The following is a 15203-nucleotide window of genomic DNA, read 5'->3' as shown; positions in this document are numbered from 1 at the left end:
TCGCATTGCTCGAATACAACCCAGGCTTTACCCTGCATCTAACACATGACTCGGAATCGACCTAGGTCGACGGCTTTGCCTGGCGGTGGAGGTCTTGGTGTATTTAGAGAAACTGGGGCTCCAAAACTTCCGCTCCTTCGAAGAAGCCGCAATTCCACTGTGTAAGGACCTGACGATCCTGGTCGGGGAGAATAACGGCGGGAAGAGCAACGCGATCGACGCGATCCGCCTCCTGACCCAACCGCTAGGCGGACGCCGTGAAATCTATTGCGAGACGACAGACATCCGTTTCGGCAGCGCCAACCGGATGTTCGAGCTCAGCGCGGCCTTCACCGATCTGAACCCCGGCCAGCGTGGGCGGTTGATCACCGCCGCGACCGACGCCGCCATCTCGGGTTGTGTGTTCGGCGTGAAGTACGACGAGACCACGGGCCGCTTTCCCATCCGCCCCCAGCTCTGGGCCGGCGCCCAGCGGGGCAACCCCGAACCGGGGTGCCACGAGAGCGTTCGCCACGTCTATCTGCCGCCCTTGAGGGATGCCAAGCGCGCCCTCGCCTCCGGCAATCCCACCCGCATCTACGCCTTGCTAAACCACTTCCTGGAAGGTGGCGCGCCGGAGGAAGTGGCCAAGGCCCTGCGCCGAGGGGCTGACGCCGACATCTTGACGAAGGTTGGAGGCGCCGTAGAGATCGGCCTCTCGGCCTTGACCGCTGGCGTCCGCCGCCAGTCGGCCTCCCTTGGCTTCGCCAACGATGAGAAGCTGATCGATATCGCCAGGGACCTGCGGTTTAAACTGGCCGATCACGGCATCGAGCCCGAGGACTTGCGCTACTCCGGGCACGGCTACGCCAACCTGCTCTACATGGCCACGATCGCCGTCGAACTGGAGAAGGTGAACGACGCGGACCTGACCCTCTTCCTGGTCGAGGAGCCCGAGGCCCATCTGCATCCGCAACTCCAGGCGGCAGTCCTGAGCTTCCTGGATGAGCAGGCGGCCAAGTCGCGGCTTCCGCGGGAAGGCCACCAAGGCCCGACCGGCGAGCTGCAGATCATCGTCGCCACCCACTCCCCGAACCTGTCTGCCTGGGTCGAGAGCCGCAAGCTGGTGTTCTTCCGTTCCCACCTGCCCCGGCCACCGGTCGGGGTTGACACTCCCGGCGATGAGGCGCCGGCCGAGCCCCTGGCCGGCGTGCCCGCCGAAATCTTGCCGGAGATCGAGCCGAACCCGGTCATCGCGGCCGGACGACCGAGACGGGTGACGCGCTGTATTCCTCTCGCCGCGCTGACGCTCACCGACATCGAGCGCCGGAAGATTGACCGCTACCTCGACGTGACCAAGTCAGCGTTTCTGTTCGGCGGGCGCGTCTTGTTGGTGGAGGGCATCGCCGAGGCCCTATTGCTCCCTGTCATCGCCAAGAAGATCGTGCTGAAGGATGATGTCGAGAAGCTGCGCCTGTTCCGGTCCGCCGTGTTCGTGCCGATCGACGGGGTCGACTTCGAACCCTACACGAAGCTGCTCTTGACCCCCTACGAGGAGGTGCGGATCGCCGACCGTCTTGTCGTCCTGACCGATGGCGACGGCGGCGACGTGCAACCCGGCGAGGAGACGCCGGGCGCGGGACGCAAACGGCGGCTGACGGCTGCCGCGACGGCGCTTGGCGCGCAGGACCTGCTGGACGTCATCGTCGGCGACTACTCACTGGAAAGCGAGCTGGTCCGGGCTGGAAACGCCGACATCATGAAGACGGCATACCTGGTGCTTCACCAAAACTCCGGCCCCAAGTGGGACACCGCCGTCGGCCAGGCGGACGCCGCGCAGGCGGTTGCGATCCAAAAGCTGTTCGAGACCACCCGCAAGGGCGACTTCGCGCAGGTTCTGGCCGACGCAATCAATCAGGGCGGCGCATTCATGGTCCCGCCCTATCTCAAACAGGCTATCGAGGCCCTTGTCGTGTGAGCACCAAGCCGTTCACCCCGACGGATCAGCAGAAGTTGATCATCGCCCACGGCGGATCGGCTTTCATCGCCGCGTGTCCCGGCGCAGGCAAGACCCGGGTCATGGTCGAGCGGGCACGCTCGAGCCTGTCAGGGCCGGGAACAGGGCGTGGCGTCGCCTTCCTGTCCTTCACCCTGGCGGCGGTGTCGGAATTGGAAGACCGGCTTCGCCGCGAGGGTCTGATCGACACGCCCCCATTCCCTCACTTCATCGGCACGTTCGATTCCTTCTTGTGGCAGTTGCTCATCGCGCCGTTCGGCATCGATGGATGCGCCGAGAAGCCCCGCTTGATCCCGGACAAGGACGCCCGGGACGTCCAGCCCTACGACCGGGCCCAGATCCTGAAGCTGGAGTGCTTCGACCGGACGACTGGGGCGGCCGTCGAGGACAAGCTGAGGCGCGCCAACTTTCGCGGCAGCGTGAAGGCGCACGAAACGGCCGCGCGAAACCTGCGCAAGGGGCTGCTCGAGCGGGGCGAACTCGACTTCGCCGATGCCCGCGAGATCGCCTTGGCGCGTCTGCGCGACCCGGCCTGCGGTGCGGTCCTGGCCCCGGCCCTTGCTGGGCGCTTCCAGGAACTTGTGGTCGACGAGGCGCAGGACTGCAATCCCGTCGACCTTGAGATCATCACCTGGTTCCGCAACGCGGGCACGCCCGTGAAGGTCATCTGCGACCCAAACCAGGCGATCTACGGCTTTCGCGGCGGGGTTACACGGGAGTTGACGGCGTTCGCTGCGACCTTCATCGCCGACGAACGCATGCCTATGTCCGGCAACTTCCGCTCCAGCCAGCACATCGCGCGAGCGGTCGTGGCGCTCCGCCCGCCGTCGCAGCGGGCGGTCGTCGACGACGCCTTGGGCGAGTTTCGCGACGAGCCAACTCCGGTGCAGATTCTTTCCTATCCCAGCAAAGGCGGAGTCCCCGCAGCCATCGGGGTCAAGTTCCGTCAGCTGACTGACTTCATGGGCCTGGTCGCGGAGGACTGTCCCGTGGTGGCTGCGACCCGCCGAACCGCGGCAAATGCCCTGGGTCATCCCCCCGATGGCGGGGTCCAGGATTTGAGCTACCGTCTCGCCGTCGCCGTCAGCGACTTCCACTTTTCCTTTGAGCTTGGCGGCCGCAAGGAGGCGCTCGAAGCGATACATCGAATTATGCTGCAGGTCGGGGGCCGTCTGGGAGCGAAGACCTATTACCAGCACCTCAGCGAGACCGGGACGGAGGCCCACAATTGGAGGCCCGAAGCCCTGGCAGTGGCCGACGCCCTGAGGTTCACCGCCGAGCGCTTTGGGACGGCGCAGCTCTGGCTTGACGAGGCTCGGCGTCTTCTCGAGCCGCTCCTCCCGGCGGAGGGCGGTACGATCAAGCAGAAGCTCAGGTGGAACGATGGTCTTGCGGCGGCGCTCGCGGCCAATCCGACGGGCGGTCATCCCGCGCGCACGATCCACAGTGTGAAGGGCATGGAGTTTCCAGCTGTTTGCGTGGTGATGACGACGGCGACGGCAAAGAGGATCCTCGACACCCTTTCGGCCGTTGCCGCGGGCGACGACAACGAAGATGCCCGCAAAATCTACGTGGGCGCATCACGTGCGCAGCGACTGTTGATGATCGCGCTCCCCAGCACCCAGGCCGATCGTCTGCGGTCCCTGATGATTGGCCTGGGCGCGGGCGTTGTCGTGACCCAGCTCTAGGGCGCCGAGGTCCACTCGCCCAACGCGGTGGGCAGGAACCACTCACGCCAGACGTCCTCGTAGGTCTTCGGCAGCAGGGACAGTTGGCGCCATAGCTCGAAGACGTCGAGCTTCTCGAAATGGGCTGTAAGGACGGCCTCGTCGAAACCGCCCGGCGTCTCCGCCGGCTGATTGAAGAAGCCAGGGTGCCCCGTTTTTATGAAGCGCCGAAGGCCCGCGGCGTCATAGGCGATGGGCACGCACATCTCGGTGTCGTCCCAGAAGTCGTAGGCGGCGATGCGACGGGCGAAGTAGTTGGCGAGGCCCCGCCAGTTGCCGTCCTCGGCCCACTGCAGTTCGGAATATTGGTAGGTGAACCGCTGGAAGGCCGCCAGGAGCTTCGGCCGCTTGGCGTACCAACGCAGGGCGACCTGGCCCTTATCGCTGCCGATTTCGTTGCGCACGGGCACGTGTATCGTCCGGCTCGCCTTGTCGCGGTAGTCAGCGTGGCGCGGGATCAAGATCTTGTCGATGTAGTCGTTCAGGCAGACGAACGAGCAGCGTTCGTTGGCCAAGTCCGCGATGACCAGAAGCACGGGCACGCCGATGCCCATCCGCTCGACGGTCACCAGCTCGGAGGTCTCCAACGAAAAGCGGTAGGTATCGACGTCGGCCACCTTGTCCTTGCGGTCGAGCTGTTCGGGGGCTTTCTCAACATTGCCGCGCCCGTAGAGGGTCAACGACGCGGGCGCCGGTTCCGCCACGCTCTTCAGCTGAACAAAGACGTGCTCGCCCAGCGTCTCGTAGGTCTTCAGCTTGCCGTCCGCTGCCACCCCGGTCTTGAACGTCTCTATAGTGAAGTCGAGGCCGTAGTCCGGCCGGTAGTCCCGCAACAACCAGTGCTGCGGCAGTTTTGCACGCAGGAGCTTCTCGCCTTCGCGGTCGATGATGTGCTGCTCAGACTGCTTCTTAGCGTCGGCCATGCTGGGTTATACCCGCGCTCTCACCCTGGCGGAAGCGGCACTGGCGGCGCCCTCAACCTAGGGCCTCGTCGTCAGACGGGCTCGCGGCCCAGCTGGGTCGCCCATCCTTGCGGTCCAAGAAGTCGATGACCGTGGTCCGTGACCAGAGCACCCGCATCGGGCCGCGTTCGAGGTATTCGCCGTTGGCTATGCGGACATGGCAGATGCCGGGGAACAGGGCTGGGTCGACGGGGTGCAGCGCGTTCGGATTGTGGAAGAGGATCAGCTCGTCCGCCCAGCCTTCCCGATAGGTCGGGCTCTCGACATCGATCTTGAAGCGCTCTTCGGAGCCGAATTGCTGAGGGTGTGCGAGCACGCCTTCCCGCACCATGCTTACCCACGCATCGCCAAACCCGGCGCGCACGCCCATCCGGTTGAATTTCGCGACGGTGCCGGCGTTCGAGAACAGCACACCGGAGACATTCTCGGCGCCCGGCTGGGCGAAGAAGTTCGTCGGCACCCGCTTGTCGCCGACGACGTGGTCGTCGCTGGGGATGAACATCTCCATCAGTTTGTTGTCGGCGTCCGGCGTCAGGACCGACTTGAGGCCAAATAGGTATTGCGGCAGCGCGCCGGCCGACCAGCGCATCGAGCCAGGCGCATGAAAATCGGCTAGGGCGAGGAGGTAGGGGTGGCCGGCGACGTGGGGCTTTTCCCAGTCGCGCTTCTTGAGCTTCGAGAACAGCGGCGAGCCGAATTTCTGCGCCATCTCGTGCTCGAGGTAGGTGAAGAGCGGATCGGGCGGATCCTTGGGCACGCCGGGGCCCATTGAGGTGGTGAAGGGCTGCTTGGCGCTCACCGTCGTCGCCTCTACGTAAAGGCGCTGGCCGTCCTTTCTGAGGGCGAAGTCTGGCACGGACGATCCGTAGTCAAGGTCGAAGTCCAGCGCGCGGAACGCCGTCCAGAGGTAGAGCTCCCAGATCCGGGCGCTGAAGCCGGTCGTCTGGGTTTCGCGCACGAAGTGCCCGTCGAGGTCAGGGAACCAGCGCGCGATCTCCTGCAGCATTGCCTTGGCGGCGGCGTGGCTGAAGCCATCGCGCAGCAGGACGTAGGCGTCTTCGTACCGGGTTACCCCGTCTATCGGGGCGAAGAGATCGATCCCCGGCGGTTGGTCCTGCAGTTCGGCGAAGGTCGGCGTCGTCGCCAGCAGCTGGCGGCCGAAGTCGCGGGCGATGGCTTCCTCGGCCGCCCGCGCGCTTGGGAAGAAGATCGACCGCTCGAACCCCCGCCAGCGTCCGGCGCCGTCTCGGGCGAAGGCGACGCACATGAACTCGCGGGTCTTCTTCAGGTGCAGCACCGCGACGGCGATCCGTTCGTCGGCGTCGGTCATGGCCGAGGTCGGCAGGGTGTCGGCGCGCATCGCCGACGGCATGCTCCACTCGGCCAGGGCGTTGAACCGCACCAGGGTCATGCGTCCGAACAGCGTGTGGCGCGGGCCCAGCCGCGCCTCGAGGTGGGCATTCACACGTTCGCTCGCCGTCATCATCGCCGCCTTGATCCGTCGCGAACCGCCGCCCTAAGGTCGCCTCTCGCCCTGTTGAAGCAGCAAACAAGTCGGCGTGCAGCCCTAGAACCGCGGCGCACCAGACCAGACCGCGCCCAGCGCCTGGAAGGCGAGTTCGGCTGCGTTTTCGGCCGCAGCGCTGCGGTGGCCGGCAAAGGCCGCCTTCGCCGCTGCTAGGCGTTCGGCTAAGGCCGGATGGGTGGCCGTGGTCTGCCAGTTGTCCTTGCCGACCAGGGCGATGGTGAACAGGCCCATGTAGATGCCGAGCTGGCGCTTCTGCCACACCTTGTCCTCGGCGACGTGGAGCTGTGTGGCGTAGTCGCCGATCCGCTCGGTCAAGAATGTCGTGGCGAACGCGTCGCAGCTGACTTCCTCGGCCCGGACCTCTTCGGGGCTGTGGTCGTCGGAGTTCGTCGCCGTCCCCTCCTGCTGGTGGCGGGCGTGGCGGATCTCATGAAGCAGCCCCCAGCCGGCGGCGATGGTCGCCAGCTCGGCGGTGGCCCGAACTTCGATGTCCACTTCCTTGCCGGGATAGGTCCCGGGCTCGGGCACGCTGGCGGGCCAGGCGACGCCTTCCGTGTCGTCGGCGTCGAGAATCTGCTCGAAGGTGTCCAACAGGGCTTTGAACCGCGACAGGTCGGCCGGCTGGCTGTGTTGCGTCTGGATTGCGCGGTAGCCTTCCCAGGCGATGTAGGCCCCAAGCCAGAACAGGCGCATCGCGCGGGGATTGAAGCGGAGGTAGCGATAGGCCCCCGCGTCGAAGATGAACTTGCCGTCTTCGTGGTTGTCGTCGTGGACCTGGAACTCGAGCTGCAGGTCCTTGACCATGGCTTCGAGTTCGGCCCTGCGCTCGGGAGCGCACCCGACGAACAGGTTCAGTGCGGCGGTTTGCACGGCCTTGTCGTTGCGCATGTCGGGCATGGTCATCCTGGATTCAGGCTTGCTGCAGCATTGCCGCCGGTGACCCCTATATAGCCCGGCGTGCCAACAACGGAGTGTAGTCGGCCATTTCCTCCTGGACCAATTTCTGGGTCGACCGCATCAGGTCGCCGCGCAGCAACGGGGTGTTCAGTTCGACAAAGGCCTCGGCAATCGCTGGGCCTTCGTCCATGGCGAGCATGATCGTCAGGATGTGCCTAAGCTACCGGCGGTGTGAGGGGCGTCGAAAAAATGCGGTGACCCAAGAAAGCAGACGGCCCACGAGGCTCAACAGCTCCAAGGCGATGCTCGCGACTGCCATATCGGATAGCGGAGTTTCCCAAAGCCCTCTTAGGGTGCGACGCCGACATTGCCCCCCCGCAATCGGGCGCGTGTGGCCGTGGCGCGGGGCGCCATTACGATCCCACCGGAACCCATTTCAAAAATGTTCAGAAGCTCTCAGTCTGAGACCAGCGTGTGGAAGGACCATCTAGGATTAACGCCACCACGATTTCAGTTTCGAAAGCAGTAGTGACGACGCTCCTCTCATTTTATCAACCACCCTCGAAATCCAGCCACGCTGCTTCGGCACGCAAAGTTCCGCGTCGCGACGATCGCGCGCCTGCACCGCCTGGATGACCTCGGGAGCCATCGCCGTTGCCCATTGAATACGGTTGCCGTTGATCCAGTAATGCGAGCGGCAAGGAAAGCTCCAGTTGCCGACCGACGGTGCCAAAGACACCTTGCCCGCACGCTCGGTGATGCGCCACTTCGCCGGGTTAAGAGGCGTCACGACTTCGCGCTCACACCCGCAGCAGCACAGATGCGATGCGGTCGCGTAGCGCCGCGAAATATACAGGACACCCGGTTCCAGCCGGCCCGGAATGAATTCGACGAATTCCGGCCTGAGGTGCGATGCGCCTGTCATTCGGCACCTTCATGCACGATCTCCCCGGACCCGATCGAGTAGCCGGTGTAGAAGTGACCGCGCGCCTCGCGATAGACCCCGAACAGCTGCTTCCACCGCATGACGGCAAGGGCAGCGTTGAACGCGTTCAGCTCGGCGATCTGGATATTCGTGGCGTACTCGTTGGCCCCGCCATCATCATCGGCATAGGAAATATGAGGGGCCGCCTCTTCGCGGGTTTCCGCCGTGCTGGTCGTCAGGCGCACGATCCCGCCGAGCTGCCCGTCATTGAGCAGCACGCCCATGCCGACGTCCACGAACGGGGTGCCATTGGCCACCAGACGGTGCACGACGGCACGCTTGACGGGTCCCCGGTCGAGGCAGACGAACACAAAGTCCAGCCCGTCGAGCAGCGCGACATTCGACTCGTCGAGGAAAACATGGTGCGCGACGATGCCCTTGTGCATGTTCGAGTACAGGGCCGCGAAATAGGATACCTTCTGCGGCTTGTTCTCAAGGTCCCCGAGCGACGGCGCTCCCGGCGCGCGGAACGCGTTGTGCTGGGAAAAAACATCGCCGTCGATGATCCGGATTTCGGCCGCAGCCGTTTTCGCGACGAGGTCGAGAATGTATGCGCCCGTTCCGCCGAGTCCGGCGATGCCGATGCGCTGACCGGCGATCTTGCCGTTGACCGCCCCGATACCGGCACGGCTCGTCGCCGTGTCGACATACCTGAAGACGCAAGTGTCATCGTCCGCAGGAATGGCCGGATAGGTGCGCGCACCGACGCGGTCGTCGAGCTTGTGGGCCTCCCCCGCGATGCGGGCGATATAGCTCGTCATCTTGTGGTGATAGTCACGGTAATCGGCCTTCGCCGAAAACGTATGCTCGGCCCGGATGCCGTCGCCAAAATCCTGGGCGACGGAGCTGTTCTGGATGGCCGTGATCTTGCTGCCATCACTGTGACAAGGGTGCGCGCCGGTCCAGTAGGCGACATGATCCGTCGGCTTGACGGTCTTGTCGCCGGACAGCTCCAGCCGCGAAATCAGAACACCCAGACGAATGGTTGCCGACGAATCGACATACGGAACGTCCCTGACGAGCAGGTAGCCGCCCCGTATGTCGAGGTCATAACCCTCGTTCTGAAGCCGGAGGAGGTCCGGACTAAGAGCGATTGGTCGACGTGACATCGAATTCCATCCCTTCCTTGATCTTGACGGACTGGCCTTCGACCAGCGTGCCTGCGGGCTTGTTGCCGTGGCCGCGCGTGTACTGGACCGTGTACTGGATGCCGTCGCCGGTCGGCGGGTTCTCGAAGGCCAGGGCGATGACCTCTTCGAAGGTCAGCACTTCCTTCTTCGGCAGCGTCTTCGGGCGGCCATTGACGATGATGGTGACGGTTTTCGGCCGTTCTTCGGGGCGGGGAGCATTCATGGGTTAGCCTTTCTGGCGGACAGCCGCCGGTGGGATGCTCGGTTGCAATTGCGATCTAGCAATCAATTTGATATTATGATCTTTAGAGCGAAATTGCAAGTTCGCAATTGATTTAATTTTCGCAACGGAGAGAGCATGACCGACCGTTTTGACAGCGACGCCTTCTATGTGGCCCTGAACGCCACGCGCCTCAGCCGTCAAAAAACGTGGAAGGACGTAGCCGAGGAGGCCGGGGTCAATGCGTCCACCCTGTCCAGAATCGGTCAGGGCGCGAAGCCGGACGTCAACGGCCTCGCGGCGCTTTTGTCCTGGTCGAACCTCAAGGCAGAATTGTTCATCCGGGGCGGGGAGCAGCAGGAAGCCGAGCCAATCGCCAAGATCACGGCCCTGCTCCGCGCGGACCCGAAACTATCGTCGAACAATGCCAAATTGATCGAGGAGATCGTGATCAGCACCTATAATAACCTGCGGGATAAATGAGTTGAGCTGGCGACGCGGATTCAAAACGGAAGCCAATCGCATCGCACTGCGGGTGCGTGCGCAGATGGGCTTGCCGCCGGAAGCGCCTATCGATCCGGTGCTGGTCTGCGAACGCTATGACATTCAGCTCATCAAGCTCAGCGACCACGACAGACAGTCGCCGTTCCTCAGAACCGACAGCTCCTGCTTTTCCGCCGTGACGGTGCCCTGCGGCCTCACCACCGCGATCGTGCACAACGACTCGCATCATCCCTATCGCCAGCGCAGCAATATCTGTCACGAACTCGCGCACTGTTTTCTGGGCCACGAATGCACCCCGCCGCTGACGCCTGAAGGCGAACGCGCCCGTGACGGCAGCATCGAGGCAGAAGCCAACTATCTCGCGGGCACGCTGCTGCTGACCAATGAGGGCGCATGGCACGTGATGTGCCGCCAGCTCGCTGTCGAAGCACAGCATCTCTATGGCGTCAGCGGCGCGATGCTCAATTACCGTCTGCGCGTGAGCGGCGCGCAAACCCGGTACAGCCGTTCCGGTGCGTATCTGCTTGGCGCGCGCTAGGTCCTGACCGGGATTTCGATCACCGGGCGCAGCGGCTCCAGCTGGGTCGCGTATTTACGAACCACCTGGTCGTAAAAGTCGGCGATGCCCTTTGCCCGCACCGTGACCGCCAGCGCGTAGGGAAGCTTCTCAGCAGGCGTGAAGTTTCGGCCCTCCAGGCGGGCATTGTAGTGGATGTCAAAGCACGGATTTTGCAGGCTCGCCCCCCGGAACTTGCGGGTGGCATGCAGGCAGTTTTCCCACTTCCACGCATCCCGCCGCAGTTCCTCTTCATCGCCACCGGTACGGACGCTGGAAAAAAAGCTCTTGGAATCGGCGTGCAGCTGCTCGTCGCTTTTGAACTTTCCGTCGTGAGGCCGGAACGTGACGTCGAGACCCGCCCGCGTGTAGTTGCCCGGGTGGTGGGGATCGGTGAGGCACTTGTAGGACAGCGTGGCGGTGATTTCGGCGTTACCGGTAATTCCGCCCTCCGGCAGCGGGATCGGTGCCCGGATGTATTTCGTCGGCGAAATGTCACCCTGATAGATGACCCTGATCGTATCGTCGTCGCAGACGACAATGTCTTCGAGCGTCTGCGCGACGCGGCCCCAGCCTATCTCTCGGTGGGGATGGTCCGACGCTTCGGTCGAATGGATCAGAAGCGTGCGCACGGCGAGGAGGCCAATGCTGTTGCCGAAGTGCGCCCTGATACCTGCACCCAGGCGCAATGTGCTGGGTGCCGCGAAGGATGTGCCGCCAGTGGCTTCAAGGGCAAGCTTGTTGCCGCCACCGACCACGAGGAACGGTCTTTGCAGCGACCCACCGAACTGCACGAGGTCGGGTTTCATCAGGCCGGGGCTTCGTCCCGGTCCGACCGAACTGTAAGGTGCTCTGGCCCATGTCTCGCCCGGTGAATCGGCGGCACCGACAGCCAGGGCGTTCACGCAGTCAGACGGCACCTGCACGCGGTTGAGGCTCAGCTCTTCATCGCCTTCGCCGTTGTTGCCGACCGCAACGGCGGCAAGCGTGTCTGTGCGCGCGAAGCGGCCATCAAGAACAGCGGTCCACGCGTGAACGTCATCGTCTTCGATGGTGAGAGACGGCCCGATGCTCAGATTGACGAAGTCATAGTGTTTTTGGTCCAGCGCGCTCGTAATGCGACCGAGCACTTCATACAGCTCGTGCAGGTTCTGGCTGGGATCGCCGTCGAGGACCCGGTAGTGGTCGACATTGGAATAGGGCTGCGGGAGCGACTTTGACGGGTCGATCGAGCCGAACAAAAACGCCGATGTCACCCCGGTTCCGTGATTGAGGAAATCGCCGACGGCGGGACCGGTGCCGATGATTTCGTAAGGCGTTGCCCAGGCCGACAGGGGATGCGACGGCGGCAGGCCGCCGTCGAAGATGGCGACATTGATTGAGGGGTCCATAGCGGCGACCGGCGGCAGCTCGACGGCGACAGAAGGAATGCCGGAGGTGCGGAACGCCGGTTGCAGGACACGCAATTCCGGCATCTGCCGGACGGCGCGGACAATGGAGAACAAGGCAATCGATTCAGCGAGCGCGGCCGGGGCCTCCAGCTCGACGAAGCATAGGCCGCCTGCATAGAAGCGGTGGTCCAGACGGGCGTTGACGCCAAGGCCCCGCAGATAACTGCGGAACTCCGGAAGCATGGCACGCTCGCCATCCATGCCCTCGGTGTGAAGGACGACTTCAAAGACGCTATCGCCGCGCGCGGGGATGATCCCCTTGATCTTGTCCGCGACGCTTTGCGCCTTGATCGCCTCCAGCGTCATCAGATCCTTTGCGACCTGCGTTCCTTCCACAAGGCGGCCCATCGACGACTGCCAATTTGCGAACGCCTGCTTGGTCCCCATGACGAAAAGTTCGGTGGTCAGGGCTTCTTCCGGCGGTCGCCCTTTGGAGCGCTGCGCGGGCGTGATGCGCCGCGGCTTACTACCGACGGGAGTCAGGCCTGTCTGGCGGAATAGCTCCGACGGGAAATAGGATTTGGCAATAAATTCCGGGTTCATCACTACGGCGGCAACGGCCTGACCCTGTGGGCAGGCCTGATCCGGCAGGGCCCTGATCTGGCTAACAGTGTCATCGAGCATAGGCGCAAGACGGCTGCGCGCCTGCTGGAACGTATAGGGCGCGATCTTGGGCCCGCCACCAGAACGCACTACGACGTCCTGCGTGAGCCGCTCGCCCCTGCCGAGAAGGAAATTCTGTTTAACCATCGCGCCCACGCCCGCTTATTTTTCCGGAAGGCTTCTTGGCAGTGCGGGCGCGAATGGTTTCCCGCGCGACGCCGGTAACTTCATGGGCCGCGCGCTGCGAAAGGACCCCCGCACTGACAAGCTCTGCCGCAAGCGCGATGCGATCGTTCTTGCTGCCCGACTTGCCGTTGACGAGCCCGACCAGATGGTCGTCAAGAGGCTCGCCCAATAGCGCCGCCTTGCGGCGCACCGATTTCAGCTCGCGGTCGATGTCGCTGAATGATTGTCCTTCAAGCGCGATCGTAAGCACGCGCGCCCAACTCTCTGTCTGCGTGCTCAGCGGCGCGAGTGCGGACATAAGATATGCATGGATCGCATCGCGGTCCGGAAGAGGAAACTCCAGCGCCAGATCGAAACGTCTCCAGATCGCCGGGTCCAGCAGGTCCGGGTGATTGGTCGCCGAAACCAGAAGGCCTGTGGACGGCCAGTCGTCGATTTGCTGGATAAGCACGGTGACTAGGCGCTTCAGTTCCCCTATTTCTCCGCGGTCGTCGCGACGCTTGGCGATGGCATCAAGCTCATCCAGCAGCAGCACGCAGTCGAGCGTCTTCGCATAATCGAGAACGTGCCGCAGGTTGGTGCCTGTACGGCCCAGATAGCTGCTCATCACCGCAGCCAGGTCAAGAATGAGAAGAGGCCTGTTGAGTTCGCGGGCAAGCCAGCGCGCCGCAAGCGTCTTGCCCACGCCGGGAGCCCCGGTGAACAGAACGGTCCGGCTAGGTTCAAGACCGGCCTTTTGAAGGCTCTCTATACCTTTGCGTTCGGCCACCAGCGCATCAAGCGCCGCTTTCACCGAACCTGAATACACCGGCTCGTGGTCCAGCGCCGGATGTTCTTCGATCCGCAACAGATGGAAGCGAGTGTCAATGTCGACGGGAAGGACGGCCTCCGTCTGCCGCCGCAACGGCGAGGCGCGCGTCGGCGACTCGCGCAACAGCAAGGCCAGAGCCGTCGCCATGTCAGGTGCGTTATCCCGATAGCCTTTGGCAAAACGGTGGAGAAGCGCCATCACATCCTGCGGCCGCCCTGACAGCGCTACGCGCGCCAGATGCACCATGTCTTTTTCGAGCTTGTTGTCTGCCGTTGCCACGCGCCGTTTACTCCAACTCAAAGCGAAAGGCAGCATACAATGGGGTGGAAGATTTTCCAATTGAGAGAAATAAAAATCTACCATTAATTTTTAAATCTTTGATTTTAAAATATTTTTTATGGCCTATTCCCTATTCTATCAGGGCCTGACCATGCCGATGAACGGCGCTGTCGTGACATTAACTTTCTCAGGCTTCGTTCGAGAACCCACGATGTTGGCAGTTGGATGGGCGGCGGAAGGTCGGCGATGGCAACGTCGAATTGAGTACCCATCTGCCCAAAATCGAGCCGTCCGAACTTCTGCTAAGGGTCGATTCCGTTGAAACGCCGGGCTGTGAGGCGTGCTGGCACGAAGACGGACTTCGCCGGCGGATGTCTTCCGGTCATGCCGGGCTGATCTGTGGTCCGCTCGGGAGGAGCTTGGCGAGCTTCCGGAGGTTCTGGGCGGTGGCGGAGAGGTAGAACTCGTCCCGAGCCCCGTTGGTCTCCTCAGGCGTAGCCGATCGAGCCTCAAGATGCGTTTGAGGTGCCGTGCGCGCCGTACAAATGGAAGCTGTTGAAAGGACGGGGCACGCCGACCCAGGCAGCGGCTGAAGAACCTGAGGAGATGTCGTTGTATAGATGAGTCCGGGAGTGATGGCTCAACTCCGGCCGCCCCCGTCTTTCTCCGGTCCTGCCACATCCTCGGCGATCTCCTGCCGCAGCTGTGGCCCTTTCGCCAGGCGCCGACCGAGCGCGGTGGTGTAAGCGGAATAGCGCTCGGAGACCTTGGCCCGCGCTGCCCGGGCGGCCGGTTCGGGCAGCGCGGGGGTGGTGGCGAGCCAAAAGCGGATGAATGTGGCGAAGGCCTCTGTCGAGATGCCGAGATCCCGCTCCAGCCGCGAGAGGCGGCGACCGATCTGACCGAGTCGCCGGGCAAGAGCGGCCTCCTGGCGCTCGGCACTGTCGGGCGACAGGAAAGAGGCGATCGCGGCCTGGGCGATCAGGGACATGGACTGGTCGCGCTGGGCGGCGTAGTGCGCCAGCATGTCCATGGTGTCGGGTTCGAGATAGACGGAAATCTGCGCCTTTTTCTTTAGGCCAGCCATGGCGATCACAGCTCCATGCCGTCGTTGGGATTGAGGCTGACCTGCCGCGCGACACCTTGCATCAGTCCGGTCATGCGGCGGTTCCGGGTGGCGACGTCCTCCATCTCGTCGTCGCGATCCGTGTCGAACTCGAACTCATTCTCGATGGGCTGCATTTTCTCGACAGCGTTCACGCGGCTGAGCTCGGGCTGATACCTGTGCTCGGAGCCGGTCGGGTCATCGTCTCGACCTTCGTCCGCGGTGCTCCCGGCCTTACTCTCCTGTGGTGCGGGCACCGGCAG

14 protein-coding genes and 2 pseudogenes are annotated in these 15203 nt (G+C 63.4%); 4 read left to right on the top strand and 12 right to left on the bottom strand.

Features of this window, described 5'->3' with window-relative positions:
- Positions 1 to 97: 97 nt before the first annotated feature.
- Positions 98 to 1957, top strand: coding sequence for an AAA family ATPase (locus FHS55_RS21605; protein ID WP_183191945.1), 1860 nt, complete (start codon positions 98 to 100; stop codon positions 1955 to 1957).
- Complete coding sequence (locus tag FHS55_RS21600; RefSeq protein WP_183191944.1) at positions 1954 to 3684, top strand: UvrD-helicase domain-containing protein; 1731 nt, start codon at positions 1954 to 1956, stop codon at positions 3682 to 3684. The genes FHS55_RS21605 and FHS55_RS21600 overlap by 4 nt, the downstream gene beginning before the upstream one ends.
- On the opposite strand, the gene FHS55_RS21595 is transcribed toward FHS55_RS21600, so the two are convergent.
- The 7 genes from FHS55_RS21595 to FHS55_RS21565 all read right to left on the bottom strand — a co-directional run bounded on the left by FHS55_RS21595 (position 3681) and on the right by FHS55_RS21565 (position 9448).
- Positions 3681 to 4646: a DUF4365 domain-containing protein gene (locus FHS55_RS21595; RefSeq protein WP_183191943.1), complete on the bottom strand. Its 966-nt coding sequence runs from the start codon at positions 4644 to 4646 to the stop codon at positions 3681 to 3683. The genes FHS55_RS21600 and FHS55_RS21595 overlap by 4 nt on opposite strands.
- Before the next feature lie 52 nt (positions 4647 to 4698).
- The gene (locus FHS55_RS21590) at positions 4699 to 6171 is read right to left on the bottom strand and encodes a hypothetical protein (RefSeq protein WP_183191942.1); all 1473 of its coding nucleotides are present in this window, start codon (positions 6169 to 6171) and stop codon (positions 4699 to 4701) included.
- Between the two features lie 81 nt (positions 6172 to 6252).
- Positions 6253 to 7116: a phage exclusion protein Lit family protein gene (locus FHS55_RS21585; protein WP_183191941.1), complete on the bottom strand. Its 864-nt coding sequence runs from the start codon at positions 7114 to 7116 to the stop codon at positions 6253 to 6255.
- Positions 7117 to 7156: 40 nt separating this feature from the next.
- Positions 7157 to 7309 carry a hypothetical protein gene (locus FHS55_RS21580; RefSeq protein ID WP_183191940.1) on the bottom strand — a complete coding sequence of 51 codons (153 nt, stop codon included), beginning with the start codon at positions 7307 to 7309 and terminating at the stop codon, positions 7157 to 7159.
- A gap of 294 nt (positions 7310 to 7603) precedes the next feature.
- Positions 7604 to 8035, bottom strand: a complete 432-nt coding sequence (locus FHS55_RS21575) for a ubiquitination-like system serine protease family protein (protein ID WP_183191939.1) — start codon at positions 8033 to 8035, stop codon at positions 7604 to 7606.
- Complete coding sequence (locus FHS55_RS21570; RefSeq protein WP_183191938.1) at positions 8032 to 9204, bottom strand: ThiF family adenylyltransferase; 1173 nt, start codon at positions 9202 to 9204, stop codon at positions 8032 to 8034. The genes FHS55_RS21575 and FHS55_RS21570 overlap by 4 nt, the downstream gene beginning before the upstream one ends.
- A complete protein-coding gene (locus FHS55_RS21565) occupies positions 9179 to 9448 on the bottom strand; it encodes a multiubiquitin domain-containing protein (protein ID WP_183191937.1) in 270 nt (89 codons plus the stop codon). Before FHS55_RS21565 ends, FHS55_RS21570 begins: the two co-directional genes overlap by 26 nt.
- A gap of 135 nt (positions 9449 to 9583) precedes the next feature.
- On the opposite strand from FHS55_RS21565, the gene FHS55_RS21560 reads away from it, so the two are divergent.
- On the top strand, positions 9584 to 9928 hold the full coding sequence (locus FHS55_RS21560; RefSeq protein ID WP_183191936.1) for a hypothetical protein: 345 nt from the start codon (positions 9584 to 9586) through the stop codon (positions 9926 to 9928).
- Between the two features lies 1 nt (position 9929).
- A complete protein-coding gene (locus FHS55_RS21555) occupies positions 9930 to 10487 on the top strand; it encodes an ImmA/IrrE family metallo-endopeptidase (RefSeq protein WP_183191935.1) in 558 nt (185 codons plus the stop codon).
- On the opposite strand, the gene FHS55_RS21550 is transcribed toward FHS55_RS21555, so the two are convergent.
- From FHS55_RS21550 to FHS55_RS21530, 5 genes and pseudogenes are all read right to left on the bottom strand, one after another.
- A complete protein-coding gene (locus tag FHS55_RS21550) occupies positions 10484 to 12706 on the bottom strand; it encodes a S8 family peptidase (RefSeq protein WP_183192005.1) in 2223 nt (740 codons plus the stop codon). The genes FHS55_RS21555 and FHS55_RS21550 overlap by 4 nt on opposite strands.
- Complete coding sequence (locus tag FHS55_RS21545; protein ID WP_343056316.1) at positions 12699 to 13835, bottom strand: AAA family ATPase; 1137 nt, start codon at positions 13833 to 13835, stop codon at positions 12699 to 12701. Before FHS55_RS21545 ends, FHS55_RS21550 begins: the two co-directional genes overlap by 8 nt.
- 382 nt (positions 13836 to 14217) lie before the next feature.
- Positions 14218 to 14363: pseudogene (locus tag FHS55_RS21540) on the bottom strand (IS5/IS1182 family transposase); the annotation flags it as partial.
- 112 nt (positions 14364 to 14475) lie between these two features.
- The gene (locus FHS55_RS21535; RefSeq protein ID WP_183192003.1) at positions 14476 to 14922 is read right to left on the bottom strand and encodes a CopG family transcriptional regulator; all 447 of its coding nucleotides are present in this window, start codon (positions 14920 to 14922) and stop codon (positions 14476 to 14478) included.
- Between the two features lie 5 nt (positions 14923 to 14927).
- A pseudogene (locus FHS55_RS21530) lies at positions 14928 to 15203 on the bottom strand (conjugal transfer protein TraG); the annotation flags it as partial.

The organism is Ancylobacter tetraedralis (assembly GCF_014195655.1).
GTDB classification, from domain to species: Bacteria; Pseudomonadota; Alphaproteobacteria; order Rhizobiales; family Xanthobacteraceae; genus Ancylobacter; species Ancylobacter tetraedralis.
The sequence above is the reverse complement of the archived record's forward strand: the minus strand, read 5'-3'. Positions and strand labels throughout refer to the sequence as shown.